Origin of the sequence: Methylocaldum sp. 14B (assembly GCF_002005105.1) — a bacterium.
Classification (GTDB): Bacteria; Pseudomonadota; Gammaproteobacteria; order Methylococcales; family Methylococcaceae; genus Methylocaldum.
Genome location: NZ_MSCV01000024.1, coordinates 32,595 through 59,388 on the forward strand (window position 1 = coordinate 32,595; position 26,794 = coordinate 59,388).

Annotated in this window: 21 protein-coding genes; 10 read left to right on the top strand and 11 right to left on the bottom strand. The window is 57.9% G+C overall.

The window, feature by feature from the left end; genetic code table 11:
- Nucleotides 1-4 precede the first annotated feature (4 nt).
- Both ubiG and B2A78_RS16785 read right to left on the bottom strand, forming a co-directional pair.
- Nucleotides 5-715 carry a bifunctional 2-polyprenyl-6-hydroxyphenol methylase/3-demethylubiquinol 3-O-methyltransferase UbiG gene (gene ubiG, locus B2A78_RS16780; RefSeq protein WP_077731164.1) on the bottom strand — a complete coding sequence of 237 codons (711 nt, stop codon included), beginning with the start codon at nt 713-715 and terminating at the stop codon, nt 5-7.
- Complete coding sequence (locus B2A78_RS16785) at nt 712-2,037, bottom strand: TRZ/ATZ family hydrolase (protein ID WP_077731165.1); 1,326 nt, start codon at nt 2,035-2,037, stop codon at nt 712-714. Before B2A78_RS16785 ends, ubiG begins: the two co-directional genes overlap by 4 nt.
- Before the next feature lie 125 nt (nt 2,038-2,162).
- Between B2A78_RS16785 and B2A78_RS16790 the strand changes: the two genes are divergently transcribed.
- Nucleotides 2,163-3,341, top strand: a complete 1,179-nt coding sequence (locus tag B2A78_RS16790) for a pyridoxal phosphate-dependent aminotransferase (protein ID WP_205780813.1) — start codon at nt 2,163-2,165, stop codon at nt 3,339-3,341.
- 22 nt (nt 3,342-3,363) lie between these two features.
- Here the strand turns inward: B2A78_RS16790 and B2A78_RS16795 are convergent, their stop codons facing one another.
- Both B2A78_RS16795 and B2A78_RS16800 read right to left on the bottom strand, forming a co-directional pair.
- Nucleotides 3,364-5,184 carry an EAL domain-containing protein gene (locus B2A78_RS16795; RefSeq protein WP_077731166.1) on the bottom strand — a complete coding sequence of 607 codons (1,821 nt, stop codon included), beginning with the start codon at nt 5,182-5,184 and terminating at the stop codon, nt 3,364-3,366.
- A gap of 127 nt (nt 5,185-5,311) precedes the next feature.
- A complete protein-coding gene (locus B2A78_RS16800) occupies nt 5,312-6,928 on the bottom strand; it encodes a methyl-accepting chemotaxis protein (RefSeq protein WP_168175462.1) in 1,617 nt (538 codons plus the stop codon).
- 300 nt (nt 6,929-7,228) lie between these two features.
- On the opposite strand from B2A78_RS16800, the gene B2A78_RS16805 reads away from it, so the two are divergent.
- From B2A78_RS16805 to B2A78_RS16830, 6 genes are all read left to right on the top strand, one after another.
- Nucleotides 7,229-9,310: a carbon starvation CstA family protein gene (locus tag B2A78_RS16805; RefSeq protein ID WP_077731168.1), complete on the top strand. Its 2,082-nt coding sequence runs from the start codon at nt 7,229-7,231 to the stop codon at nt 9,308-9,310.
- 372 nt (nt 9,311-9,682) lie between these two features.
- Entirely contained in the window at nt 9,683-11,470 is a 1,788-nt protein-coding gene (locus B2A78_RS16810; protein WP_240502568.1) for an assimilatory sulfite reductase (NADPH) flavoprotein subunit, read from the top strand.
- A 7-nt stretch (nt 11,471-11,477) separates the two neighbouring features.
- The gene (gene cysI, locus B2A78_RS16815; protein WP_077731170.1) at nt 11,478-13,178 is read left to right on the top strand and encodes an assimilatory sulfite reductase (NADPH) hemoprotein subunit; all 1,701 of its coding nucleotides are present in this window, start codon (nt 11,478-11,480) and stop codon (nt 13,176-13,178) included.
- Nucleotides 13,179-13,797: 619 nt separating this feature from the next.
- Nucleotides 13,798-15,312, top strand: a complete 1,515-nt coding sequence (locus tag B2A78_RS16820; RefSeq protein ID WP_077731171.1) for a PAS domain S-box protein — start codon at nt 13,798-13,800, stop codon at nt 15,310-15,312.
- Nucleotides 15,309-15,737: a response regulator gene (locus B2A78_RS16825; RefSeq protein WP_077731172.1), complete on the top strand. Its 429-nt coding sequence runs from the start codon at nt 15,309-15,311 to the stop codon at nt 15,735-15,737. Before B2A78_RS16820 ends, B2A78_RS16825 begins: the two co-directional genes overlap by 4 nt.
- Before the next feature lie 8 nt (nt 15,738-15,745).
- A complete protein-coding gene (locus B2A78_RS16830; protein ID WP_077731173.1) occupies nt 15,746-17,020 on the top strand; it encodes a hybrid sensor histidine kinase/response regulator in 1,275 nt (424 codons plus the stop codon).
- Between the two features lie 225 nt (nt 17,021-17,245).
- On the opposite strand, the gene B2A78_RS16835 is transcribed toward B2A78_RS16830, so the two are convergent.
- The 5 genes from B2A78_RS16835 to yegQ all read right to left on the bottom strand — a co-directional run bounded on the left by B2A78_RS16835 (nt 17,246) and on the right by yegQ (nt 22,987).
- Entirely contained in the window at nt 17,246-19,147 is a 1,902-nt protein-coding gene (locus B2A78_RS16835; RefSeq protein ID WP_139841148.1) for a diguanylate cyclase, read from the bottom strand.
- A 335-nt stretch (nt 19,148-19,482) separates the two neighbouring features.
- On the bottom strand, nt 19,483-20,421 hold the full coding sequence (gene ispH, locus B2A78_RS16840; protein ID WP_077731175.1) for a 4-hydroxy-3-methylbut-2-enyl diphosphate reductase: 939 nt from the start codon (nt 20,419-20,421) through the stop codon (nt 19,483-19,485).
- 61 nt (nt 20,422-20,482) lie between these two features.
- On the bottom strand, nt 20,483-21,049 hold the full coding sequence (locus B2A78_RS16845) for a cob(I)yrinic acid a,c-diamide adenosyltransferase (protein WP_077731176.1): 567 nt from the start codon (nt 21,047-21,049) through the stop codon (nt 20,483-20,485).
- Nucleotides 21,050-21,051: 2 nt separating this feature from the next.
- Entirely contained in the window at nt 21,052-21,537 is a 486-nt protein-coding gene (rraA, locus tag B2A78_RS16850; protein WP_077731177.1) for a ribonuclease E activity regulator RraA, read from the bottom strand.
- A 103-nt stretch (nt 21,538-21,640) separates the two neighbouring features.
- The gene (gene yegQ / locus B2A78_RS16855; RefSeq protein WP_077731178.1) at nt 21,641-22,987 is read right to left on the bottom strand and encodes a tRNA 5-hydroxyuridine modification protein YegQ; all 1,347 of its coding nucleotides are present in this window, start codon (nt 22,985-22,987) and stop codon (nt 21,641-21,643) included.
- A gap of 92 nt (nt 22,988-23,079) precedes the next feature.
- Between yegQ and cysM the strand changes: the two genes are divergently transcribed.
- The 3 genes from cysM to B2A78_RS16870 are packed head-to-tail and all read left to right on the top strand — an operon-like array spanning nt 23,080 to nt 25,818.
- A complete protein-coding gene (cysM, locus tag B2A78_RS16860) occupies nt 23,080-23,970 on the top strand; it encodes a cysteine synthase CysM (RefSeq protein WP_205780814.1) in 891 nt (296 codons plus the stop codon).
- Nucleotides 23,971-23,972: 2 nt separating this feature from the next.
- Nucleotides 23,973-25,307, top strand: a complete 1,335-nt coding sequence (gene rlmD / locus B2A78_RS16865; protein WP_077731179.1) for a 23S rRNA (uracil(1939)-C(5))-methyltransferase RlmD — start codon at nt 23,973-23,975, stop codon at nt 25,305-25,307.
- Between the two features lie 7 nt (nt 25,308-25,314).
- Entirely contained in the window at nt 25,315-25,818 is a 504-nt protein-coding gene (locus B2A78_RS16870; protein ID WP_077731180.1) for a L,D-transpeptidase, read from the top strand.
- A gap of 194 nt (nt 25,819-26,012) precedes the next feature.
- Here B2A78_RS16870 and dtd read toward each other — a convergent pair whose 3' ends face one another.
- On the bottom strand, nt 26,013-26,468 hold the full coding sequence (gene dtd / locus B2A78_RS16875; protein ID WP_077731216.1) for a D-aminoacyl-tRNA deacylase: 456 nt from the start codon (nt 26,466-26,468) through the stop codon (nt 26,013-26,015).
- A 2-nt stretch (nt 26,469-26,470) separates the two neighbouring features.
- Nucleotides 26,471-26,794 (bottom strand): rhodanese-like domain-containing protein, encoded by a 324-nt coding sequence (locus tag B2A78_RS16880; RefSeq protein ID WP_240502569.1) that lies wholly within the window; start codon nt 26,792-26,794, stop codon nt 26,471-26,473.

Below are 26,794 nucleotides of genomic sequence, written 5' to 3' on the forward strand. Positions count from 1 at the left end.
GCGTTTATTCCTCGGGTCTGGCGAATGCCGCCAGGTAATTGACATCCAAATCGCGGCTCAGGGTGAACTGCCCGGTGATCGGGTTGTAGGCGATGCCCTCCATGCCGAGAAGCTCGAGTCCCGATTCCCGCGCCCATCGGCTGAGCTCGGACGGTTTGATGAAGGTCGCGTAGTCGTGGGTTCCCTTGGGAATCATGTTCAAGAGGTATTCTGCACCGACGATCGCGAGGAGATAGGCTTTGAGCTTCCGGTTCAGCGTCGAGAAAAAGACTCGGCCGCCCGGCTTGACCAGTTTGGCGCAGGCTCTGACTACCGAAGCGGGGTCCGGCACGTGTTCCAGCATTTCCATGCAGGTCACGATGTCGAAGCTGCCGGATTCCGCCTCGGCAAGCGCTTCGGCGCTGATCCGCCGGTAATCCACGCCGATCCCCGATTCGTCCGCATGGGATTTCGCGACGTCCAAAAGCTCTTCGGCTAGGTCGATACCGACTACCTGGGCGCCGGCCCGCGCCAGTCCTTCGCTCAGTATTCCACCGCCGCAGCCGACATCGACGACACGCCTGCCTTCGAGTTCCGCGAAGGAGCGAATGAACTGAATGCGCAAAGGGTTGACCGCATGCAAGGTCTTGAATTCCCCGTCGAGGTCCCACCAGCGATCGGCCAGCACGCCGAATTTGTGGATTTCGTGTTCGTGGACGTTTTCGGTGCTCGTCATGGCCGTTCCTGTACGCTGATTAATTTCTCCCGCCAGGCGGCGGCTTTCTGGAAAAGTTCTTCGGTGTTCAGAGTCGTGAGCTCGCGGTTTTTCAGAAGCTGGCGTCCCGCCACCCAGACGTCAGTGATCTGATGGCGTCCGGCCGCATAGACGACATTCGAAATCGGGTCGTACAAGGGTTGGGTTTCGAGTTCGTCGAGACGGATAGCCGTGACATCGGCAGACTTTCCGATTTCCAGCGAACCGATCTCCGCCTCGAGTCCCAAGGCCTTGGCCCCGTTGAGCGTTGCCATCCGCAACGCGGTATGGGCCGGAACCGCGGCGGCATCGCCCGATACCGCCTTGGCGAGCAAGGCCGCGGCGCGCATTTCGCCCATCAGGTCGAGATCGTTGTTGCTGGCCGCGCCGTCCGTGCCGATGGCGACATTGATACCCGCCTTGATGAGCTTCGCGACGGGACAAAAGCCGCTGGCGAGCTTCAGATTCGATTCGGGACAGTGCACGACGCTGCCGCCGGATTCGGCGAACTGGCCGATTTCTTCATCCGTGAGCTGGGTCATATGTACCGCAACGAAGGACGGACCCAAAAGATCCAATTGTTGAAGCCGCTTCATGGGGCGCATGCCGTAACGCTGGCGGCCCTGATCGATTTCGTCCCGAGTTTCGTGCAGATGCATGTGGATCGGACGGTCGAGTTCCGCAGCGAGGGTGCGAACCTTCAGCAAGGGCTCGTCCGAAACGGAATAGGGCGCATGCGGCGCGAACGCCGTGGTGATCAAAGGGTTGTGGCGAAGTTCGTCGTACAGCGCCAGTCCCTTGGATAAATACTCGTCGGGGCCGCTCGCCCATGCGCTCGGAAAATCGATAAGGATCAGGCCGACCACGGCGCGCATGCCGCAACGTGCCGCCTGGCGGGCAGTAACCTCGGGAAAAAAATACATGTCGTTGAAGCAGGTGACGCCCCCGCGAATCATTTCCGCCATCGCCAGATCGGTGCCGTCGCGCACGAAGTTCTCGCCGACCCATTTCTGTTCCAAGGGCCAAATATGGTCGAGCAGCCATTCCATCAGCGGACGGTCGTCGGCCACGCCGCGCAACAAGGTCATGGCGGCATGGGTATGGGCGTTGACGAAGCCCGGGATCAGAGCATGACGATCGAACGACTCCACCGACGCGGCTTGGTATTTAAGTTCGGCCTCGGAAATCGGCAGGATGTCCACGATCCGCCCGCCGTCTATGGCGAGAGCATGATGTTCCAGAACAATACGATCGGGCTCCACCGGGATGATCCAGCGCGCCTTTAGCAGAGTGTCGATTTGCATTCGATAACCTAGTGTTTCACTAAACTTTATCATGGGGCGTCCGGCTTGTGCATCCTGCGCCGAGCGAGAGGCATTTTAACCGATGCGGGAAAGCGCCTTACAATTCGCGTTTTTGGCAGTGTGACATGACGAAGCATCGACCGAAGGTCAGCCGGCGCATGAGCGCCGTGCAAGCCCCCATCATTCCGGTAATTGCCGAGTTGATCCGAAGCCATCCCGGAACGATTTCGCTGGGGCAGGGCGTGGTGTTCTACGGTCCGCCAGCGGCTGCCCACGAAGCGATCCGCGGTTTCTTCGCGAAACCGGAAAATCAGAAGTACGGCCCCGTCCAGGGCATGTCTCGGCTGCTCGAGTTGATCGAGCGAAAACTGGCGGCAGAGAACGGTATCCGCGTTGGCGCAGAGCGACGCATCGTAGTAACGGCCGGCGGAAACATGGGTTTTCTCAATGCTCTGTTCGCCATCGCCGATCCGGGCGACGAAATCATCCTGCCGCTTCCGTACTATTTCAACCAGGAAATGGCGATCCGGATGCTCAACTGCACGCCGGTGTTCGTGCCGACGGACGAGAACTATCAACTTCGGACCGATCTCATCCGGGCCGCCGTTAACGATCGGACCCGGGCAATCGTCACCATCTCGCCGAACAATCCCAGCGGAGCGGTTTATTCGGAAGACGCCTTGCGGGCGGTCAACGCGATTTGCCGAGAACACGGGATATACCATATCAGCGACGAGGCTTACGAATATTTCACCTACGGCGCGAAGCATTTTTCGCCGGCCTCCGTGCAAAATTCCGAGCCGCACACCATATCGCTGTTCTCGCTTTCCAAGGCTTACGGTTTCGCGAGCTGGCGCATTGGTTACATGGTGATTCCGGAGCATTTGTACGAGGCGGTGCTGAAAGCCCAGGACACCAATCTCATCTGCGCGCCCTCGATTTCGCAGCACGCAGCGGTCGGAGCGCTCGAGACAGGTTCCGGCTATTGCCGCGAGAAACTGGAGACCATCGGCCGGGTTCGCGAGATCGTTTTGGACGGACTGCGGAATCTGGCCGATATCTGCCGGGTTCCGGAAGCCCAGGGCGCTTTCTATCTTCTGCTAAAGCTCGATACCGAGCTCGACTCAATGATGGTCGCGGAACGCCTGATCCGTGAGCACAAGGTGGCCGTCATTCCGGGCAAGGCTTTCGGGCTGGAAACGGGCTGTTATCTGCGGGTTGCCTACGGTGCTCTGGAGCCCGAGACGGCCGCCGAGGGAACTCGGCGGCTCGTGGGGGGATTGCGCGCCGTTGTCGATGCGTGAGTCTGGGTGAGCAGCATCTGGGCTAGACGATGCCGGATTCGAAGTTCATTCGGCAATCGGGGCGGCTTAGGAACCATGCGGCGAAATGATCGGGCGGCACGGGTTTGGAAATGTGGTAACCCTGCACCTCGGCACAATCGTTCGCCGCAACCAAGGCCAACTCTGAGTTGGTTTCGATGCCTTCGGCGATGATTTCCAGCCCCAGATTTTTTCCGAGCGCCACGATGGCGCGCACGATGGCAAGGTTCGCCGGAACCTTGTCGATATTGCGGATGAACGACTGGTCGATCTTGAGTCGATCCAGAGGAAACTCCCGCAAGTAACTAAGACTCGAATACCCCGTACCGAAATCGTCGATGGCAAGCCTCACTCCCAACTGCCTGAGTTGGGCCAGAGAATCGATCGTAGTTGGCGCATCGCCCATGACCACGCCTTCGGTAAGTTCAAGTTCGAGGTATTCGGGCTTGATGCCGCTCTCCTCGATGATGCCTTTCACCAGGCCATGAAAATCCCTCTGGCGGAACTGCACGGCCGAAATGTTAACCGCTATGCGGATTGGGGGCAGTCCCTCGCCTTGCCAGGCCATATGCTGTCGGCACGCTTCACGCAGTACCCATTCGCCGATGGGGACAATGAGTCCGGTTTCCTCGGCAATCGGGATGAATTTGGCTGGGGAGACCAGCCCTAACCGCGGGTGATGCCAGCGGAGGAGGACTTCCACCCCCAAGACTTCGCCCGTGACTGCATTGCATTGAGGCTGGTAATGGAGTCTGAATTCCTTGTCGTCGAGTGCCGTACGTAGCCCTTTTTCGATGGTCAACCGTTCCAGCACCCCGTTCTCCATGTGCTCGTCATAAACAAGGCACTGTCCTCCGTAGTTTTCCTTCGCCTTATACATGGCGGCATCCGACTTGCGCATCAATCCGTCGGTAGTTAGATCATGGTCGGGGAAAAGCGAGACGCCGATGCTAGAAGTGATATGCAAGTCATTGGTCAATACGGAAAAAGGCCTGGCCAAGGCAGCCGTTATCGATTCGGCCACCAAGACGGCATCGGAGGCGTTGTGAAGGTTCTCGAGGATGACGGTGAATTCGTCGCCGCTCAGCCGGGCCACTGTGTCGCTTTTTCTGACGCAGGCAACGAGCCGTTCGGCCACGCCCTTTAACAGCAAGTCTCCGCTGGCGTGTCCGAAGGTGTCATTGATGAATTTGAACCGGTCCAGATCGATGAAGAGCAGCGCAACCTTGCTGCCGTGTCTTTGCGCATTGAGACATGCCCGTTGCAGTCGATCTTCGAAGAGCAAGCGATTCGGAAGTCCGGTGAGTTGATCGAAGTGGGCGAGATAATAGAGGTGAGCCTGTTTTCTTCGAGTAATCTCGTCGAGCAGGTCGTGTCCGGTGCCCATGCCGGCATAGATGCCGTTTTTGGTAACGATATAGCCGTTAACCATGTGCCGCATTCCAGCGTCGACGATGATGCTGGCCAGATCGTCGATGCCAGTATGCGCTTCGACGACGATGGGGCTGGGGTCCATGAACTCGTCGATCGTTTTCTTGTAGTTCAGGTCGCGTGCAAAGGGCTGAATAAAGATTTCGACCAGGGAATGGCGATCGACGATGCCGATCGGCACGAGGTTTTCGTCCGTTATGGCAGCCGAATAAAGCTCCTGATCCTTGATGAACAAGCTCAAAACATCAAGGCAGCCGGTATTCCGCGAAAGAGGAGGTACGTATTTCAAGAGGCGCGCCACCGTCCCTTGGTGAATGACCTCAGAGACGTCCATGTCCGGAAATTTCTGCTCCAAATATTTGTGTACTGCCGGAAAGGGATGCATTGGACGCATGGGATTGTCTCGCTGAAGATGGATGCAAGATGGCTTCGGATCTCAGTTGCCCCGAGAAGCTGCCAAAGGCTTACAACTTTGGAGCATTCTGGGTGGCGACTCCGAAGCTGAGCATCCGTCGGAAGTTTTAGACCTTGAACAACGCCGTCACGCGGTTCATCGAATCGGCGGTCAGCGACAAATCGCGGGCGGCCTGGGCGGACCGGGTCGCGCCCTCCGCGGTCGAATTGCAGATGCGTCCGATGGCAACGATGTTGCGATTGATGTCGCCCACGACCGCCGTTTGCTGCTCGGCGGCGCTTGCGACTTGCGTGTTCATGTCGGTGAGCTGGCCGATCATCTGGGTGATGCGCGCAAGGGCTTCGCCCGCTTTGCCGGCCTCGGTTATGGTCGCTTTCATTTGATTGCGGCCGTCTTCCATAGCTTGGACCGCGGATTTCGCTTCCGCTTGAAGCTGTTCGATAGTGGCTTGAATCTCGGCGGTCGATTGCTGGGTCTTGCTCGCCAGACTGCGGACTTCTTCGGCGACGACCGCGAAGCCGCGTCCCGATTCGCCGGCCCGCGCGGCCTCGATGGCGGCGTTCAAGGCCAGCAAGTTGGTTTGATCGGCGATATTGCGTATCACATCCAAGACAGCGCCGATGCGTTCGGTCTGCTTTTCCAGAATGCCGACGACCTCGGTGGCTTTGCCCATATCGATCGCCAAGACGTCGATAGCTTCCGTTGCCTTGTCTACGATCCGTTTGGCGTTCTGCGTTTCCCGATTAGTCGCCTGAACCGCTTCGGCTGTGGCATGTGCCGTACGGGCAACGTCTTGAATCGCGACCGTCATCTGCTCCACGGCCGCAACCAGTTGGTGTATTCCGTTTTGCTGCTGCTGGACGCCCTGACTTGCGGAATCGCTGACGTTCAGCAAGTGTTTTGATTCCTGGTTGATCCTTTCGCTGCAGGCCAGCAGCTGATGCAAGGTGTCCTGGAGCTTGGCGGCGAAGCGGTTGAAGCTGCCGGCAATCGACGCGACTTCGTTGCGGCCTTGATCGTTCAGGCGAATCGTCAAGTCGCTGGTACCTTGGCTGATGGTCGAGAAATGGTCGGCGACCGTCCGTAGGGGAAGATAAACACCTTGGTACAGGTAAACACAGGAAAGCATTGATAAGGTCAAGGTCACGAGTCCGAAGGAGAGTAGCATCGCCAGCGTTTTTTCCTTGGAACGGTCGGCTTCGGCACTGGCCTCGTCGGCGGTATTTTCGATCATGCTGGACAAGGACGAGAGCTTGGTCTCGATGTCCCGGAACGTGCCCAGGAAATCGGGAGGAAGATCACGGGACGTTTCTCCGTCCGACAAGGCCCTCGAAACCAGTACATTGGCGTCGAACTCGTAGATCTCGATCAGCGGCTTGACCGCGTCCAGTTCGTGCAATGCCGCTTCGGGAAGATTGTAGGTGCTGAGCGATGAGATGGATTGCCGCAGTCGTTCGCTGGTGTCCCGCAACACGCCTCGAATTTCCTCACGTTCTTCCGAAGCAGCGTCCGGGTGCAGCAACAACGCGCGGCTGACTGCGCCGAACAAGCCGTGATGCAACCGATCCGCTTCGGCGCTGCTTTTCAGCGCTTGAACTTTCAAGTGCAACTTGGTGACGCTTTCGGACTGCGCAAACAGCCCCCAGCAGGCGAGCCCGGTAATCAGACCGACACAGGAAAAGCCAATTACGGCAGAGAGAAAAATTTTTTGTTTGAAAGTCATGAGTGAGACGTCTGCTTGAAACAGTGTTGCTAGAGCTAAGAATTTTGTGACGAAGATGTCACAGAAATATGACAGTTTTGAGGACAAGGCCGAGCACAGCGTTCTGATCATGTTGATTGCAAATTTTGTCAGGTGCCGATGGGTTGTATGACCGCTAGAAAATGAGCGCCGGACTCGAACATAGTGGAAAGCTTTCAGGAACAGGCATATCTGAAATTCACGCTTTGGCTGGATTTGGCTTTATCCTATGGCGCATTTTGACGACGTTTGCCTCGGCTATTTCGGAAAAGAGCGCAAGAAATGAGAGAACAGGGTTCGAGTATTCAAAAATTGGCGATTTGGTTCTTGGTGGCTCTGATCGGAGCGGCGGCGTTCGGCGGGATCGCCTTGAATCGGGGGGAGAGCGTCAACAGCCTTTGGTTCGTGACCGCGGCGGTTTGCGTCTACGCTCTGGGCTACCGTTTCTACAGCGCCTTCGTTGCGGCCAAGGTTCTGGGTCTGGACGGCACGCGGGCGACGCCGGCTGAGCGTTTCAACGACGGGCGCGATTTCGTGCCGACCAATCGCTGGGTCGTATTCGGCCATCATTTTGCCGCCATCGCCGGCCCAGGACCTTTGATCGGTCCGACCCTCGCGGCGCAGTTCGGCTATCTGCCCGGCACCTTGTGGATACTGATCGGAGCCGTCATCGGCGGCTGCGTGCAGGACTTCGTGATCCTGTTCTGTTCGATCCGGCGCGACGGGCGCTCCTTAGGCCAGATGGCGCGCGACGAGCTCGGTCCCATCGGCGGTAACGCGGCGTTGCTGGGCGTCATGTGCATCATGATCATCCTTATCGCGGTGCTGGGCCTGGTGGTGGTGAATGCCATGAAACACAGTCCCTGGGCTACATCCACGGTGGCGGCAACCATTCCCATCGCCATGGTGGTCGGTATCTACATGCGGCATCTCAGGCCGGGACGAGTGATCGAAGCGACGGTGCTTGGCGTTAGCCTGCTGCTGCTGGTGGTTTGGGGCGGCGGCGCCATCGACGAGGTGGCGGGCCTCCGTGGCTGGTTCGACTACGAGGGACCGCAGTTGGCGCTCATGGTTATCGCTTACGGCTTTGCAGCGGCCGTGCTGCCGGTATGGCTGCTTCTGGCTCCGCGCGATTACCTGTCCACATTCATGAAACTGGGAACGATAGCAGCCTTGGCGGTGGCCATCGTCATCCTTCACCCTGAAGTGAAGATGCCGGCCCTGACCCGGTTCGTCGACGGCAGCGGACCCATTTTCGGCGGCAAGCTGTTTCCGTTCGTCTTTATCACCATCGCCTGCGGCGCCATCTCCGGCTTCCATTCCCTGATTTCGTCGGGGACTACGCCCAAGCTTTTGGCCAATGAAGCCGACGCCCGATTCATCGGCTACGGCGCGATGATGATGGAGTCGTTCGTAGCCATCATGGCCATGGTGGCGGCGACCGTCCTTGATCCGGGTGTTTATTTCGCCATCAACAGCCCCGCGGGCGTGGTGGGCAAAGATGCGGCGGAAGCGGTAGCGAAGATTTCCGCCTGGGGATTTCCGGTAACCGTCGGGCAGATGTATGCGCTGGCTCAGCAAATGGGCGAATCTACCCTGTTCGCCCGCACCGGCGGAGCGCCATCGCTGGCGGTGGGTATGGCATCTCTTTTTGCCAGCGCTTTCGGGCAGGGCTTGCTCTCGCTCTGGTATCACTTCGCCATCATGTTCGAAGCGCTGTTCATTTTGACCACCCTGGATGCCGGTACCCGCGTTGCCCGCTTCATGCTACAGGACGTGTTGGGTAACTGGATGCCCGCGCTTGGGCGGACCTCCTGGTATCCCGGCGTGATTCTGACGTCCGGATTAGTGGTGGCCGGCTGGGGGTATCTCCTCTACATCGGCACCATAGATCCCTTGGGCGGTATCAACAGCCTGTGGCCTTTGTTCGGTATCGCCAACCAGATGCTGGCGGGAATTGCTCTCTGCGTGGCCACCACCATCCTGGTCAAAACGGGGAAGCTTCGTTTCGCTTGGGTAACCGGCGTGCCGCTCGCGTGGCTTCTGATCATCACCACTTCGGCGGCATGGGAAAAGCTGTTCAGCCCGGAGCTTCGCATCGGGTTTCTGGCGCATGCACGGGATTTAAGCGACAAGCTGGCGGCGGGGCTGCTGCCCGAGGATCAAGCCGCCAAGGCGTCACAGCTCATCTTCAACGATTATCTCGACGCCGGGTTGACTGCGCTGTTCCTGGCCGTTTCCTGGATCCTGGCCGGTGACACCTTGCGGGTGTGCGGGCTGATTCTGGCCCGGAAACCCCATCCGCCGCTCAGCGAATCGCCTCACATACCGAGCCGGCTGATCGAGGATTGGGTGAGGGATTGATACTCGGTCTGCCGGGAAGGATTAGAGCGCACCCCCGGGTTCTGCGGCATCTTTTTATTCCGAAATGGTTTAATGAAATGAATTAATATTCTTTATCGTTATTCATGCATTTTTGATATATTTTTTCCCAATGTATTCAAGCCATGCCGACAGGGTGGCCGAAAGCCAGTGCGTCCGTGCGGGTCACTGGCTTTCGTTTGTCTTGTAGGGCGTTGGATCCTCAGGTTTCCTGTGGCATGGCGTTTAGTGGCGATTCGAATCCGACCGCGATGCGGCAAGGCCGCCGGCTTTAGGTCCATGATCGTGGCGTAGCAGGCCATGTGGACCGGTCTAATCGCCAGTTCGGCAGCAACTTCTTCAAGAGACTATTCAGTGAGCACACTCAGCGGCCCCTTGAACCCACAACAATGGGATATCTTGAGACGCTTGGCAGAAGGGCTTTCCCACGAGCAGAGAGTTTGGGCCAGCGGTTATCTGGCGGGATTCGGCGATGCCGAGCAGAAACGCATTCCATCACCTCCGCTTCGATCTTCGGAGGCGTCCGCGGGGGTAACCGTGCTTTTCGGCTCGCAAACCGGAAACGCCGAAAAGATCGCCAAAGCGCTGCATGCTCGATTGCAGCAAAGCGGCATCGCGGCGCGGCTGGAGGACATGGGCAGCTACCAGAGCGCCCAACTCAGACGCGACCGTTGCCTCCTCGTGATCGCGAGCACCCACGGCGAGGGCGAGCCGCCGGACAATGCCCGCCCGTTTTATGAGTTCCTGCACGGGAAGAAAGCACCCAAGCTGGAGGGTTTGCGGTTTTCCGTCCTGGCCCTTGGCGATACCAGCTACGAATATTTCTGCAAAACCGGGCGCGATTTCGACAGCCGGTTGGAAGACTTGGGCGCGACCCGCCTTCATCCCCGTGCGGATTGCGACGTCGATTACGAGGAAACGGCGGAAGGCTGGATGGAGGGCGTACTGGCGGCCTTGGCCCGATCTCGGGAGCCGCGGGTGGAGGTATCGACCCCGGCCGCGTCGGATCAGGTATCCGCGTACTCTAAGAAACAGCCGTTCCCGGCTACCCTGCTGGAAAACGTCCGATTGACGGGACGAGGCTCCACCAAGGACGTGCGGCATATCGAACTTTCCATCGAGGGCTCCGGATTGCGCTACGAGCCGGGCGATGCTCTGGGCGTGGTTCCCTCGAACCGGCCGGAGCGGGCGGCCGATCTTATGGAGAGCATCGGGCTCGATCCAAGCGCAGCCGTTTCCGGCTCCGACGGCGTCGAAACCACGTTGGAAGATGCGCTTCTGCATCATTTTGAAATTACGACGCTTACCCGTCCGTTTTTGGAGAAGTATGCAGAGCTGTCCGGTTCCGCCGAATTGGCCGAATTGCTCAAGGACGAAAACCGGTCGCGTTTTCGGGATTTTCTCGGCGGTCGGGAAATCATCGATGTGGTGCGGCGCTATCCGGTGCCCGGCATCAGCGCCGATCGGTTCGTCACCATGCTGCGCAAACTTCCGCCCCGGCTTTATTCCATCGCATCGAGCCTTAATGCCAATCCCGACGAAGTGCATCTCACCGTCGGTGTCGTGCGCTACGAAAGTCACGGGATGGAGCGTCATGGCGTCGCGTCGACATTTCTCGCCGATCGGGTGGCCGAGGAGAGGCAGGTGCCGGTATACGTCGATAGCAACACCAATTTCCGGCTGCCCGAGGACCCTGGCGCTCCGATCATCATGGTCGGACCGGGAACGGGCGTGGCGCCTTTTCGCGCCTTTCTGGCGGAGCGCGAGATCGCGGGGGCCAGGGGCAAGAGCTGGCTGTTTTTCGGCGACCGAAATTTCCACACCGATTTTCTGTATCAGCGGGAGTGGTTAGCTCATCGGAGGAACGGTCTCTTGAGCCGGATCGATGTGGCGTTTTCGCGTGATGACGACAATAAGGTCTATGTGCAGCACAGGATGCTCGAACAAAGCCGTCAGCTGTATGCGTGGCTGGAAGAGGGGGCGTATTTCTATGTCTGCGGCGACGCTAAGCGTATGGCCCCCGACGTTCACGAGGCTTTGATCGCCGTCGTGGCAAAAGAAGGGGGCATCGACCGTGAACGGGCCGAGCAATATGTCCGGAACTTGCAGTCCTCGAAGCGCTACCAGCGTGACGTGTATTGAGGAGGTGATGATGGAAGAACGCATGCAAGCCAGCGAAGACGAAGACCTCAAGGCGCGCAGCCTCTATTTGCGGGGAACAATCGAGGAAAGCCTGGCCGATCGGGCGACCGGCGCCGTATCCCCGGAAGACGCCAAGCTGCTCAAGTTCCACGGCACCTATCAGCAGGACGACCGGGATCTCCGCAACGAGCGCCAGCGGCAGAAGCTGGAGCCGGCCTACGGCTTCATGGTCCGGGTGCGGATGCCGGGCGGCGTCTGCACGCCTCGGCAATGGCTGCAACTGGACGAACTGGCGCGCCGTTACGGCTACGGTTCGCTGCGCATCACGACCCGCCAGACCTTCCAGTTTCATGGCGTCTTGAAACGGCACCTCAAGGCGACTATCGCCGGCATCAATCACGCCTTGCTGGATACCATCGCCGCCTGCGGGGATGTTAACCGCAACGTGGTTTGCCACAACAACCCCTATCTTTCCCCGCTGCACGAAGAACTTTACGACTGGAGCAAACGCCTTGGCGCGCACCTGCTCCCGAAGATGCGGGCCTACCACGAAATCTGGCTGGATGGGGAGCGCATCGCCGGGACGCCGGCCGAGGAAGAACCCTTGTACGGCAAGCATTATCTGCCGCGGAAGTTCAAGATCGGCATTGCGTTGCCTCCCCACAACGATATCGACGTCTTTGCCCAGGACTTGGGATTCATTGCCATCGCCGAACGCGGAGAGTTGCTCGGTTTCAATGTCGCTGTGGGCGGCGGCATGGGCATGAGCCATAACGAGCCTTTGACTTACCCGCGTCTCGCCGAAGGCATCGGTTTTTGCCGGCCCGATCGTCTCATCGAAGTCGCCGAAAACGTACTCAAGGTGCAACGCGACTTCGGCGACCGGAGTAACCGCAAACATGCCCGGCTGAAGTACACCCTGGACGACCGAGGCACGGAATGGTTCAAGGCCGAATTGGAAACTCGGCTCGGCTGGCGGCTCGAACCGGCGCGGCCGTTTCGTTTCGAAAGCACCGGCGACCGCTTCGGCTGGGTGCGGGACGACCGGGGGCAGTGGCACCTGACGCTCGGCATCCTCAGCGGGCGTCTGAGAGATACGCCCGAGGCCGCCTGGCTGACGGGTCTGCGCGAAATCGCCGAGTTCCATGAGGGCGACTTCCGCTTGACCGCCAACCAGAATCTGATTATCGCCAAGATCGGCGAATCCGCTAGACCTAAGATCGAAGCCTTGCTCGACCGGTATCGAATTCCGGACGCCGAGCGCTGGAGCGGCTTGCGGCGGCAAGCCTTGTCGTGCGTGGCCTTGCCCACCTGTGGATTGGCCATGGCCGAGAGCGAACGCTGGTTGCCGGCGCTTCTCGCGCGGCTCGAGCCGCTGCTGAAAAAGGCCGGATTGGAAAGAGACGCCATTACTCTCCGGGTCACCGGCTGTCCCAACGGCTGCGCGCGTCCGTATCTCGGCGAAATCGGACTGGTCGGCAAGAGTTTGGGAAAGTACAACCTTTATCTGGGGGCGGGCTCCGACGGCAGCCGCTTGAACTCCCTGTACCGGGAAGGGCTTTCGGAAGACGAAATTGTGGATGCACTGGGTCCTATCATCGCGCACTATGCGCGCGAGCGCCGGACGGGAGAGTCTTTCGGCGATTTCGTTATCCGGGCGGGCTATGTACTCGAAGTCAAGGCAGGACGCGAATTTCAGCGGACCTAGACGGCTGAATTCCGCTGCTGCCATCATTGCAATCTTCAACCGGCGTGCACAATCGCGCCCACAATCCTGCAACTATGACCACGCCGGGGCAACAGCCCCGCTAAACCATTTTCATTCCGCGTTAACAACATTCGGTGTTATTCCATTCGGCATTCGAATGCACGTTAATCGTAGGGTGGGTTAGCGCAGCGTAACCCACCGGTCCGAGGTCGCTCGGTGGGTTACGGCGCACGCGAAGCGCAGTGATTGGCGGTCGATCAGTGCTGATGTGCGCCTAACCCACCCTACAAAAATTAATTCCTGATTGAAAGCGATTTGGAATTAAATGCACGTACAGGGACGACTCGATTGCCTTTACACCCGAATTGAAAGAGCGCTGGCTCGAGATTTTCCATGCGTTCCCGGAACGCGAATGAAAATAAATTGTCAGCGCATAATGATCAGAAACGCATGCAAATTTGTTTTCTATCATTCGTAACATCTGGTTGACCTTTGGGCAAAAATTTGATTCCCTAACAGGTCACTTGTTATTGATGGTCGATGCGCTTTCGACCGGGCTTGGGGCAACATAAGTCCCGCAATCTGTGACGCTTTAAATTCTCACTTCTCGTTTCTCCTCATGGATGAAGCAGGCAACAGACCAGAATCCTTCTTCCGTATGATTACGGAGAGTGCGCCATATGCGCTGGTGCTGGTCGACCATGACGGCAGGATCGTTTTAGTCAATGCGTATTTGGAGCAGTTGTTCGGTTATTCAAGAGACGAATTGCTTGGATGCTCGATCGACGTTTTCATTCCCGAGCGGTTTAGAATCGGGCACGAGGCATATCGCCAAAGCTTTAACAAGGATCCCGAGCGAAAACCCATGGGCATGGGGCGGGACCTTTACGGTTTGTGCAAGAACGGCGAGGAAATTCCCGTCGAAATCGCTCTGAATCCGATACATGTCGATAAGAAAAACTATGTGTTGGCAGCCATAGCCGACATCACTCAGCGCAAGCAGGCCGAAGAGATTGTGCGGCAAAGCGAAGCGCGTTTGAATTTGGCTTTGAGCGCTGCAAGGGCGGGAACCTGGGACTGGGACATACTTCAGGACAAAGTGATGTGGTCGGATGGCTCTTATCATCTGCTTGGGCTCAAGCCGGGAGAGTGCGAGGCGTCCGCCAAGAATTGGCTCGAAAGAGTGCATCCCGATGATCGAGCCGTCGTAAAAGAGGCTGTGGATTCGGTGATCAAACGGTTTATGACGCAAAGGAAGCAGGATGCGTTCAATCTGGAATATCGCGTCTTGCACACCGACGGCAGCATTCGGTGGGTCAACGATCGAGGCCAAGTCTTGTACGGTCGGTACGGTCGTCCCGTCCGCATGATCGGTATCATGCTCGATGTGACCGAACGCAAGACGGCGGAGGAGCAACTTGCCGCGCAAGCGCAGGAGCTGGCGCGCTCCAATGCCGAATTGCAGGAATTCGCTTATGTGGCTTCCCATGATCTACAGGAGCCGTTACGGGCAGTGGCGGGTTGCGTGGAAATCATTCGGCGGCGATACCAGGGAAAGCTGGACGTGCGGGCGGATGAGGTGATTTCGCATGCGGTGGACGGCGCCGCACGCATGCAAAACCTCATCAATGATCTATTGGCATATTCGCGTATCGGCTCACGGGATCAACCTTTTGAACCGACGGACTGTCAAGCGATCTTAAACACAGTCTTGGCCAATCTCGAAGTCCCCATCAGCGAAAGCGGAGCCAAGATAACCCATGACCACCTGCCCACGATTTCCGCGGATTCCGGCCAACTCATCCAACTGTTTCAGAATTTGATCAGCAACGCCGTCAAATTCCGCGGTGACCGAACACCACAGATTCATATCGGCGTAAAAAAACAAAACAACGAGTGGGTATTTGCGGTCGCCGACAATGGCATCGGTATAGAATCCCCTTATTTCGAACGGATATTCAGGATTTTTCAGCGATTGCACGCGCGGAACGACTATCCCGGCACCGGGATCGGACTCGCGATTTGTAAGAGAGTCGTGGAGCGACATGGCGGGCGGATTTGGGTGGAATCCGAGCCCGGCCGCGGTACGACCTTCTTTTTTACTTTTCCTACCAAGCTCAGAGCGATCCGATGAGACCCGTCAATATCCTGCTGGTTGAAGATAGCCCCACCGATGTGCTTCTCACCCAAGAAGCGCTCGAATCCGCAAAGCTGCTCACCGAGCTGTTTATCGTGGAGGACGGCGTGGAAGCCACCTCGTTTCTCCGGCGGGAGGGTAAATACGCTGATGCGCCACGTCCGGACCTAATTCTTCTCGATCTTAATCTGCCGAAGAAGGACGGCCGCGAGGTTCTCGCCGAAATCAAGAGCGATGCGAATCTAAAAATGATTCCGGTAGTGGTGATGACGGTATCCAAGGCGGAGGAGGACATTCTTCGGGCGTACGGATTGCATGCCAACTGCTACATCACCAAGCCGGTCCATTTCGACAGTTTTGTTAAAGTGGTTCAGGCCATCGAGAGTTTCTGGTTTACGGTGGTGAGCCTTCCTACCCGGTAGTTTAGCCTATGCAGCAGCACTACCACGTTCTCCTGGTGGAGGACAGCCCGAGCGATGCCTTCCTGGTCGAAGATGCGTTAGGCCAGGTCGGCATGGTGTGTTTCGATTTGGAACGGGCGGCTCGGCTCAGCGAAGCGAAGGAAATCCTAAGGCGGCAGCGGTTCGATGTGATCCTTTTGGATCTCAATCTACCCGATGCCGAAGGCGTCGATACGCTGTTGAAGATCCGCGATATGGCGGGTTCGGTTCCCATCGTCGTCTTCACCGGTCTGGACAATGAGGCTGTCGGATTTCGCCTGATCCAGGAAGGGGCTCAGGATTTTGTCATTAAGGGGCAGTTTCAGGGTAACCTGCTCATCCGGTCCATTCGTTATGCCATAGAACGCAAGCGAATCGAGGAGGCGCTGAAAGAGGCCGACCGCCGCAAGGACGAATTTCTCGCCATGCTGTCCCACGAGTTGCGCAATCCGCTCGCGCCCATCCGCAATGCGGTCGAAGTCTTGAAACAACCGAATGTTACGCCGTTTCACGTGGATTGGGCGCAGGGCATCATCGATCGCCAGTTGAGCCAGCTTACGCGCTTGGTCGACGATCTGCTGGACATGTCGCGCCTCACCTGTGGCAAGGTAACGCTCAAGCCTCAAGTCCTGGAGCTCACGACGCCTGTTCTGCAAGCCGTCGAAGCAAGTCGTCCGCTTATCGAGGCCAGTCAGCATGAGTTGTGCATACAATTACCGTCCGCGCCGCTTTGGGTGGAAGCCGATTTCGCTCGATTGACGCAGGTATTTTCCAATCTTTTGGATAATGCGGCGAAATATACGGACGAGGGCGGTGTTATCCAGTTGCTGGTCGAGGCGGAGGAGCAAAAGGCGGTGATACGGGTGCAGGATAACGGGATGGGCATATCGCCTTCGAGTCTCCCGCACATCTTCGACTTGTTTACCCAGGAGCCGCGTTCCCTTGATCGGGCACAAGGCGGTCTTGGCATCGGTTTAAGCCTGGTCAAGCGATTGGTAGAAATGCATGGCGGAGAAGTGGAAGCCTACAGTGCCGGCACTGGCGCGGGCAGCGAATTCGTGGTGCGGTTGCCCTTGGTGGATACGAATTCATCTGAAGAAATTCCGCCGCCGCAGGGGGCTGGAGATACAAACGAACCCGGGAAGACACGTGAAACGAGGTTCGATCATCATTTTTCCATGCCATCAGATCGCAAGGCGCTCAAACCGTTTTCGAAGTATTCCAAACGAGTCCGTCGATTAAAGATTGCCGGTACTTCTCGCTGATCGCTCGCGGAAGCGCCAGACAGGCTGGTGCAAGTATTATCCTCCGTTCACCCTCTTTGAAGCCGAGTCTAATTCCGTTCGGCATTCGAGTGAACATTATGTAGAGTGAGTTAGGTCGTTCGGTGGGTTACGGCGCACGCGAAGCGCAGTGATCGGCGGTTGGTCAGTGCTGATGTGCGCCTAACCTACCCTCCGAAAATGAATTCCTGATTTGCTACGACATCTCTAAGCGGCTCGCTGCGGCGAGTAGAACCGAACGGCGTTGCGTCCGGCGTGCTTCGCGCGATAGAGGGCCTGATCCGCGCGGTGAAGCAAGTCGTTCTCATTGACCGTCTGGTCCGTCGAAACCGCGACACCGATACTTATCGTCACCAGTCTGGTCAACTTTACCGTCTGAATCTGATGCTTTTCGACATCGCCTCGCAGCCTTTCGCTTAAGGTTTTCGCAACGGCTACATCGGTGTTCGGCGCTATTACGATAAATTCTTCCCCGCCCAATCGACACACGACATCGGTGGAGCGCAGCATGGAGCGTATGATTTTGGCTGTGTGTACCAATACTTGGTCGCCGGCTTGATGCCCGAAGATATCGTTGATCTGCTTAAAATGGTCCAGGTCCAGGAGCATGATGGTTAAGGGCCTGCCTGTGCGGCGCCAAACAGACCATTCTTCGTCGAGCCTGGCGAATGCGTAGCGGCGATTAGGAACCTTGGTCAATGAGTCCGTCATCGCCATGACTTCCATTTTTCGCTTTGCGATCGCCAGTTCGCGGGCATATCGGCTGATTTCCTGCTGCTCGCGGGCCATTTCTTCCTGCAGTTGTATGATGCGTTGTCCGCCGCGCACTCGAGCGATAAGCACCCTGTCGTGGACCGGGGTTACGATGAAATCGTCGGCTCCCGCGTCGAAAGCTTGCACCAAGAACTCGTTGTCCGGCGCGGAGGTCAGAACGATCAAATAGATTTGACGCCCGAGCTCGGAGGCTCGAAGCGCTTTGCAGAACTGTATGCTGTCGATGGGGCATTTGTCGGAGGCTGCAATAATAAGCTGCGGCTTTTCCGTGACAGTGATCTGTATGCCTTCATCGGCGTTGCTCGTCGTGAGCACTTCGTGGCCATCGGCGTCTAATAGCTTTTCAAGATCGGATATGCGCTCGTAACCGCTATCCAGCAAGAGAATTTTGAGGCCAGCCGGTTTTGGATCGATGCCGATTTGATCGGTGTCGGGCGGTTTTATCAGCGGCAGTTCGCCGACCGGAATGCTCAGGAAACGGCTCGTTATCTGCCACTGTTGAGTGACTTGATCCCAAAGCTCCTCCAAATCGGATTCGTCCAGGCCGAGTGTCTGTGCCATGGCGATGATTTGCGGGAGCAGCGCGTTTCTAGCGTCCGCATCCACATCGCAACAGCGGCCGAGCAAAGTCGCCAGCCGCAATTGCGCCGCAAAGCGCTCGGCTCTGGTGCTCTCTGATGTCAATGGCCCCGCGTCGGTATTACTAAGCGCTAACGCTTCGAGCATAACGGCAGGGAAGCCCCACTCTTTCAATAAACCGAGCGTGATTTGGCGATGGTCTATGGAAAATCGTTCCTGTTCCGACTCGATTAACCCATCGTCATCTCCGGGCCTGCATGCGGCTAGGCACTGAGCGTATTCATCCGGGTACACGCTGGCCAATGCCAGTTGGCCGATCTCGGACAAAAGAGCGCAAGTAAACGCTTCTTCCGGAGCGAAAGTACGATCACGTGTCGCTATGGCTTGGATGGATAGGGCCCGGGCTAAAGAATCGGACCAGAAAACCCGGTAATCGAATGATCCGCAGGCCCCTCTCAGATTCCCTTGGATTACTGAAAGGCTAAGCGCGAACTGACGTACGGTATTCGTGCCCAAAAGCCCAATGGCATCGACGACCGCTACAACCGGCCGACGTGCACCGATGTGTGCCGAGTTCGCAAATTGGATCACTCTGCCCGTCAAGGCCGGATCGATTTGCACGAGTTGGGCGATTTCCTGTGCGGTTGCGTCTTTCTTGTGGGTCAGGCGCATGATTTCGAGTGCGACGCCGAAAGGGGAAGGCAGCTTCCCTGTGGTCTTCAGTTCTTCGAAACGATTTTCCTGGGCTCTTAACATCTGGCGCTCAATCCCGATTCCGCATGCTTGAAAAGCTCCAAAAAGAGCATTTTCGGTTCCGACTTCCTGTAGTCTCAACGGTCTCGACCGGAATCCGGTCGAATGAGCGACTCTACACCAAGATGGAGGCACTCTAGAAGTAAGTCTAGCTTCCCAGTGTTGAATTGCAGTGAATAGATTGCTGAGGCGGTGCCAACTCGATTGTTAGAGTGAGGTACGAGTCAGGCGGGACGCGGGGAGAGGAGGTGCACCTTCTGGTCCGCCGCGGATCAGAAGGTGCTAAAGGAGTTTTATCCGCCGGTCTTGCGACGCGATTTACCGGCGGATAACGATTCTTAGGCCGTGCGCCGAAGATCTTTGGGCAGAGAAAATACGACTTTTTCCTCGATGCCTCGGGTCTCCATTACCGTCCGTCCGCCCCATTCCTTAAGCTTGGAGATGACTTTGGTTACGAGAATTTCAGGAGCCGAAGCGCCGGCTGTAACGCCGATTTTCTGAGCGCCGTCTATCCAATTTCGTTGAAGCTGATCGGCATCATCGATCAAGTAGGCCGCACGCCCGAGCTTCTCGGCGATTTCTCTCAGCCTGTTGGAATTGGAGCTATTCGGGGAGCCGACCACTAGAATGACGTCGCAATGGGTGGCGAGCTTCTTCACCGCATCCTGGCGGTTTTGCGTGGCGTAGCAGATATCGTCTTTTCTTGGGCCGATGATATTCGGGAAGCGCTTTTTCAAGGTATCCACGACGGCTTGAGTGTCGTCAATGGAGAGGGTGGTTTGGGTAACATAGGCCAGATTGTCCGGATTCGTGACTTGAAGCGTGTCGACATCTTCCGGCGATTCCACGAGATAAATCCCGCCGTTCGGATTGACGTACTGTCCCATGGTGCCTTCCACTTCGGGGTGTCCGGCGTGGCCGATGAATATGATTTCCCGCCCTTCGTTCGCGTGTTGATGTACTTCGATATGCACTTTGGTGACCAAGGGACAGGTGGCGTCGAACACCTGGAGACCGCGTTCCTGAGCTTCCTCCTGAATGGCCTTGGAAACTCCATGTGCGCTGAAAATCACGGTGGAGTTTTCCGGAACTTCCGAAAGCTCTTCCACGAATACCGCTCCCCGATCGCGCAAGCCGTCGACGACATAGCGGTTATGGACCACTTCGTGCCGTACGTAAATCGGAGCTCCGAAAACCTCGATGGCGCGTTCGACGATTTCGATGGCGCGGTCGACGCCAGCGCAAAAACCGCGGGGATTGGCGAGTATGATTTCCATAGGCGTGTGGGTAATTTCTGACTAAGAGGGTGGGAGATTCTTACATTTTAGGCAAGCCGAATCAATGTGGCGGCTGCGGAGCGGGACGACGAGGCTGCCACAGCGTTTCCGTTCCGTCGCCCTGCCGAGCCAAGATACGCGCGACCACGAACAAGAAGTCCGATAGACGGTTGAGATAGGCGAGGGCAAACGTATCTACAGGCTCTGCTTTTCCCAGCGAAACCAGCACCCGTTCGGCCCGGCGGCAGACGGCACGGGCGACATGGCAATGTGCCGCGGGCGGATTTCCGCCGGGCAATATGAAATTCTGCAACCAAGGCAGTTGGTTATTGAAATGATCCAACCACTGTTCCAGCCAGTCGATATGACTTTGGTCGATGGAGCGGCGTCCGGGAATGCACAAGTCTCCGCCGAGGTCGAATAGAACTTGTTGAACTTCGGTCAGGCAGTCCGCCACCTTGGGCGGTGCGGTATAAGCTAGGACCAATCCGATATGACTGTTGAGTTCGTCGAGCGCGCCATAGGCCTCGACGCGCGGGGCATCCTTGCCGACGCGGGTTCCGTCGCCGAGCCCGGTAGTGCCCTTGTCGCCGGTCCGCGTATAGATCTTGGTGAGTCGGTGTCCCATGGTCAGGCCAACTGATCCTCGGTCACGACGATGCCGTCTTCGTCGGCGTAGACGTAATAACCGGTCCTGAAATTGATGCCGGCAAAAGTGACGAGGATGTCCCGATCACCGCCGCCTTTTTTGTGGCTTTTCAAAGGATGGGTATGCAGCGCCCGGATGCCGATGGGTAGCCGGTTGACTTCCACCGAGTCCCGGATACAGCCGTAGACGATGATGCCCTGCCAGCCGTTGTCGCAGGCGAGCCTGGCTAGATTGCTCCCAAGCAACGCGCAGCGGTGGGAACCGCCTCCGTCGACGACGAGAACCCGGTCCTCGACCTTCTCTTCGAGCACCGCTCGAAGCAGGATATTATCTTCGAAGATCTTGAGCGTCGTGACGCGACCGCTGAAGGCGCTCTTGCCGCCGAAAGGGCGAAACATCGGTTCGGCGATCTGCAAATGATGAGTGCCGGAGTATCGATCGCAAAGATCGGGGGTGGTAAACGTCATAAGCAGTCTCCGCACTGTAAGATTCAGGAGGCGTTATGATACCCGACCGAGCTTTGCGGGTGGACCATTCGAGGAGGCCGCCTTTCCGAAGCTTACAGGAAGCTTACAGATACCGGGCGATCAATCCGTTACGGCAATCGCCGACCGGCACCGGTATCCTGACGTTATAGCCGCCGCCCGGTGCTTCCTGCATGGGGTTGCCGCGTTCGTCTTCCATGTGCTGCAACACGATGTCGCGGTTGCCCTGCGGCAGAATCAGTTCGAGCCGGTCGCCCACGGCAAATTTGTTTTTCACCAAGACGGCCGCGAGTCCGGAGTTCTCGTCGAAATCGGCGATTTCCCCCACGAATTGCTGGCGGTGGCTTTCCGAATGGCCGCGGATGTAGTTTTGATAGTCTTGGGTGTGGTGGCGCACGTAAAAGCCGTCGGTATAGCCGCGCTGTGCCAGGTTTTCCAGCACGCCCAGCAGCGTGGGATCGAATTTCCGCCCGGCCAGGGCGTCGTCGATCGCTTGCCGGTAGACCTGCGCGGTGCGCGCCACGTAATAGTAGGATTTGGTGCGCCCTTCGATCTTGAAGCTGTCGACGCCCAACGCCACCAGGCGCTGCACGTGCTCCACGGCGCGCAGGTCCTTCGAGTTGAGAATATAGGTGCCGTGCTCGTCCTCCATGACCGGCATGAGTTCGCCCGGCCGCGTTTCTTCTTCGAGAAAATAGACCTGGTCGGCCAAGGGATGGCGGGCCTGATCGCCGCAAGCCGAGAGATTTTGATTGAGGTCGGACAACGACAGGCGGAGTTGTCCGGGAATGTAATCGCCTTCGGCGTTTTCTTCCGCCGGCGCCAAATCGTACTTCCAGCGGCAGGCGTTGGTGCAGGTGCCCTGGTTCGGGTCGCGGTGATTGAAATAACCGGACAGCAGGCAGCGTCCCGAGTAGGCAATACATAGGGCGCCGTGCACGAACACTTCGAGCTCCATGTCCGGGCACTGTTGCCGGATTTCTCCGATTTCATCCAGAGAAAGCTCGCGCGACAGAATGATCCGCTCGATCCCGACCGATTTCCAGAAGCGCACCGCCGCGTAGTTGAGCGTATTGGCCTGGACCGAGAGATGGATGGGCATGTCCGGCCATGCCTCCCGGGCCAGCATGATCAAGCCGGGATCGGCCATGATGAGGGCATCCGGCCCCATGGCGACGATCGGCGCCAAATCCTTGATGAAGGTCTTGACCTTGGCGTTGTGCGGGAGGACGTTGGTCGCGAGATAGAAGGATTTGCCCTGTTCATGAGCCTCGGATATGCCCATTGCGAGATTCCTTTCCAGGAAATCGTTGTTCCGAACCCGCAGGCTGTAGCGCGGCAGGCCGGCGTAGACCGCATCGGCGCCGTAAGCGAAGGCATAATGCATGTTCTTGAGGGTGCCTGCCGGAGACAGCAATTCGACTTTTTGCATGGCACAAAACGTGAAATGGTAAAATTTGAACTTTTCCTATTATCCCATAGTTGAGCGTATCGCTCAGGAATATCAACCTCTCGAGAACGGACATGATTTTTCCCACCATCGAATCCTTTGTCGGAAATACGCCATTGGTCAGATTGCAGCGTCTTCCGGGCGAGACGAGCAATACCATTCTGGCGAAGCTGGAAGGCGATAATCCCGCGGGATCGGTGAAGGACCGGCCGGCGATCAGCATGATCAAGCGCGCCGAAGAGCGCGGCGAGATCAAGCCGGGCGATCGGCTGATCGAAGCCACAAGCGGCAACACCGGCATCGCCCTGGCGATGGCGGCGGCCATCAAAGGTTATCGGATGACCCTGATCATGCCGGAAAACATGAGCGTAGAACGGCGCGCCGTGATGAAAGCATTCGGTGCCGAAATCATCCTGACGCCCGCCGAAGGTAGCATGGAAGCGGCCATCGATCTGGCCCGGGACATGGAGCGAAAGGGTGAAGGTCGAATCCTCGATCAGTTCTCCAATCCGGATAATCCGCGCGCTCACTACGAAGGTACCGGCCCGGAGATTTGGCGCGACACGCAGGGCACGGTGACCCACTTCGTCAGCTCGATGGGAACCACCGGCACCATTATGGGTACGTCGACGTTTTTGAAAGAGAAAAATCCGGCGGTGCAGATCATCGGCGTTCAGCCCAAGGACCAGGCCAAGATTCCCGGCATACGCCGCTGGCCCAAGGAATACCTGCCGAAAATCTGCGATTTCAGCCGAGTCGATCGCATCATGGACGTAACGCAAGAAGAGGCGGAGGAAACGACTCGCCAACTGGCGGCGCGCGAAGGCATTTTTGCCGGCATCTCGTCCGGCGGCGCGGTGTCGGCGGCCCTGCGCCTGTCTAAAGAAGTCGAAAACGCGGTGATCGTCGTTATCATCTGCGATCGCGGCGACCGCTATTTGTCCACCGGCGTATTTCCGGACTGACCATGGCCGCACGAGCACGCAAAAAAAACCTTCCCCAGGAAGCTTTCCGGGCGCACATCGATTCCTTCGCTCATGACGGACGGGGCGTCGCCCGCGTCGAAGGCAAGGCCGTTTTCATCGACGGCGCGCTGCCGGGCGAGGACGTGACCTTCGTCTATACGTCCGTTCGCCGCGATTATGCCGAAGGCAAGGTCGAGGAGGTCATAACGCCGGCACCGGGACGGGTTCAACCCCGTTGTCCTAGCTTTGGCGTCTGCGGCGGTTGTAGCTTTCAACATCTGACCGACGCGGCGCAGATCGAAGAAAAGCAAAAGCTTTTGGCGGATCAGTTCCGGCGCATCGGCAAAATCGACGAGGTGCCGCTGTGGCCGCCGTTGACCGGCCCCCACTGGGGTTATCGCCACAAGGCCCGTCTCGGCGTGAAATACGTGCCGAAGAAAGGGCGGGTGCTGGTCGGATTTCGCGAACGCTCCAGCCCCTTCATCGCCGATTTGGAATCCTGCCCCGTGCTGCATCCAAAGGTCGGCGAGCGCCTCCGAGAACTGTCGGAATTGATCGGTTCGCTGAGTATCAAGGATAGGCTCCCGCAGATCGAGGTCGCCGTGGGCGATGAACGCACCGCGCTGGTGTTTCGTATCCTCGATGATGCGTCCCCGGACGATCTGGAGCGGCTGAAGGCGTTCGGCGCGCGCTTCGAGTTCGACGTTTATGTGCAGCGGCAGGGTCCCGATTCGATCATTCCGCTTTATCCGGAGCATCCGCCGATGCTGAGCTATTCGCTGCTGAATCAGGGCATTGAGTTCCTGTTCAAGCCCACCGAGTTCACCCAGGTCAACATCGACATCAACCGCAAGATGGTCGATCGCGTGATGGCAGTGCTCGATCCGGCGCCCGGCGAATCGGTGCTCGACCTTTTTTGCGGAATCGGCAACTTCACCTTGCCGATCGCCAAGCGTGCGAGCCGGGTCGTCGGTGTCGAAGGCAGTTCCGAATCGGTGAAACGCGCCCGCCAGAATGCGGAAGCCAATGGTCTCGGCAATGTCGAGTTTCATGTCGCCGATCTGAGCCAAGCCCTGAACGATGCCGAATGGGCGACTCGGCGTTACGACAAGATATTGCTCGATCCCTCCCGAGCGGGTGCCGAAGAGGTTTTGTCCTATGTGCCGCGCTGGGGGGCGCGCCGTATCGTCTACGTTTCGTGCAATCCCTCCACGTTGGCGAGGGATGCCGGCATCCTGGTTCACCAGCACGGCTACCGTCTGATTCGCGCGGGCGTTATGGATATGTTTCCGCAGACGGCACACGTGGAATCCATCGCGCTCTTCGAGAAGGCGTAGAGGCACCGTGGGCGACGACCGGCCTGAACCGCCGTTCTACCTTCGGGTCAGTATTCCCCGCCAGGAGCTCGATCTTGTCGAGAACGGCGAGGTGATCCGCACCTGGCCCGTTTCCACCGCCAAGAACGGTCCCGGCGAACGCATGGGCAGCGGCTGCACTCCGCGCGGCTGGCATCGCATCCGGGCCAAGATCGGAACGGGGTTGCCGCCCAATACCGTATTCGTCGGACGCCGGCCGACCGGGGAGATTTACGATGCGGTTCTCGCCGCCCGATTTCCGGAAAGGGACTGGATTTTGACCCGCATCCTCTGGCTCGGCGGTCTGGAACCCGGCTTCAACCGCTACGGGGCAGTCGACACCACCTGGCGTTACATCTATGTCCACGGCAGCCCCGACGAAGGCGTCAACGGAACCCCGGCCTCCCACGGTTGCATCCGCATGAAGAGTTCGGACGTGGCCGATTTATTCGAGCGGGTGGAAGTGGGAACGCGGGTGTTGATTGAACCGTAGAAGGTAGAGGGGTGGGTTAGGTGCGCATGAGGAGCACTTTTCCATTTACCGCTGAGTTGGAAGCGCACCGTAACCCACCGAAATGGGGCATCGATGCCGCTCCGGTGGGTTACGACGCGCGTCAAGCTTGGAGCAGGTTGATGGCACGACGGGTATGCGCGTCTAACCCACCCTACGAAGCTACAAAGCGGCCATCAGTCGGCTGCGGCCGGTGGTACGTTTAGAGTGAAAGTTACCGGTCCGTCATTGACGAGTTCGATCTGCATATTGGCGCCGAACCGTCCGGTTTCTACGGGCGAGTGCCGGGCCCGCACCTTTTCCACGAAATAGTCGAACAGACGTTTTCCGGTCTCAGGATCGGCGGCGGGAGTGAAGCTCGGGCGCATCCCCTTTCGGGTATCGGCTGCCAGAGTGAACTGGGAGACCAGCAAGACCCCGCCGCTCACGTCCGTCACGTTGAGATTCATCTTGTCCTCGGCATCTCCGAAAATCCGGTAACCCAGAATCCGCTCGGCCAGACGGTCCGCTTGAGCTTCCGTATCGCCCCGTTCGATGGCGATCAAAGCGAGTATCCCCCGGTCTATTTTTCCGACGCTTTCGCCGGCCACGGTCACTTCGGCCCGCGTCACCCGCTGAATGACGGCGATCACGATCAATACCGCGGCATATCGGGTGCGACTTCCCTAGCCCAGGCGTCGATGCCGCCCCGTAGGTTGACGATATCGCTGAATCCTTGGCGCTCCAGATAATCGCCCACCATGCGGCTGCGCATGCCGTGATGGCAGATGACGACAATTTCCTGCGCCGGATCGAGTTCGGCGAGCCGGTAGGGAATATCGTTCATGGGAATGTGTATGCTGCTTTCGATATGGCAGTGGGCGTATTCCTGTGGTTCGCGCACGTCGAGCAGGAGAGGTTTGGGGTTGGCGGTCTCGAGATAGCTTCTAAGTTCCAAGGGCGAGATATCGCGCATCAT

Bases quoted from the DNA above. Each gene is read 5' to 3' on its own strand.
- ubiG (WP_077731164.1), bottom strand. From the start codon at position 715: ATGACGAGCACCGAAAACGTCCACGAACACGAAATCCACAAATTCGGC.
- B2A78_RS16785 (WP_077731165.1), bottom strand. From the start codon at position 2,037: ATGCAAATCGACACTCTGCTAAAGGCGCGCTGGATCATCCCGGTGGAG.
- B2A78_RS16790 (WP_205780813.1), top strand. From the start codon at position 2,163: ATGACGAAGCATCGACCGAAGGTCAGCCGGCGCATGAGCGCCGTGCAA.
- B2A78_RS16795 (WP_077731166.1), bottom strand. From the start codon at position 5,184: ATGCGTCCAATGCATCCCTTTCCGGCAGTACACAAATATTTGGAGCAG.
- B2A78_RS16800 (WP_168175462.1), bottom strand. From the start codon at position 6,928: ATGACTTTCAAACAAAAAATTTTTCTCTCTGCCGTAATTGGCTTTTCC.
- B2A78_RS16805 (WP_077731168.1), top strand. From the start codon at position 7,229: ATGAGAGAACAGGGTTCGAGTATTCAAAAATTGGCGATTTGGTTCTTG.
- cysI (WP_077731170.1), top strand. From the start codon at position 11,478: ATGATGGAAGAACGCATGCAAGCCAGCGAAGACGAAGACCTCAAGGCG.
- B2A78_RS16820 (WP_077731171.1), top strand. From the start codon at position 13,798: ATGGATGAAGCAGGCAACAGACCAGAATCCTTCTTCCGTATGATTACG.
- B2A78_RS16825 (WP_077731172.1), top strand. From the start codon at position 15,309: ATGAGACCCGTCAATATCCTGCTGGTTGAAGATAGCCCCACCGATGTG.
- B2A78_RS16830 (WP_077731173.1), top strand. From the start codon at position 15,746: ATGCAGCAGCACTACCACGTTCTCCTGGTGGAGGACAGCCCGAGCGAT.
- B2A78_RS16835 (WP_139841148.1), bottom strand. From the start codon at position 19,147: ATGTTAAGAGCCCAGGAAAATCGTTTCGAAGAACTGAAGACCACAGGG.
- ispH (WP_077731175.1), bottom strand. From the start codon at position 20,421: ATGGAAATCATACTCGCCAATCCCCGCGGTTTTTGCGCTGGCGTCGAC.
- B2A78_RS16845 (WP_077731176.1), bottom strand. From the start codon at position 21,049: ATGGGACACCGACTCACCAAGATCTATACGCGGACCGGCGACAAGGGC.
- rraA (WP_077731177.1), bottom strand. From the start codon at position 21,537: ATGACGTTTACCACCCCCGATCTTTGCGATCGATACTCCGGCACTCAT.
- yegQ (WP_077731178.1), bottom strand. From the start codon at position 22,987: ATGCAAAAAGTCGAATTGCTGTCTCCGGCAGGCACCCTCAAGAACATG.
- cysM (WP_205780814.1), top strand. From the start codon at position 23,080: ATGATTTTTCCCACCATCGAATCCTTTGTCGGAAATACGCCATTGGTC.
- rlmD (WP_077731179.1), top strand. From the start codon at position 23,973: ATGGCCGCACGAGCACGCAAAAAAAACCTTCCCCAGGAAGCTTTCCGG.
- B2A78_RS16880 (WP_240502569.1), bottom strand. From the start codon at position 26,794: ATGATGCGCGATATCTCGCCCTTGGAACTTAGAAGCTATCTCGAGACC.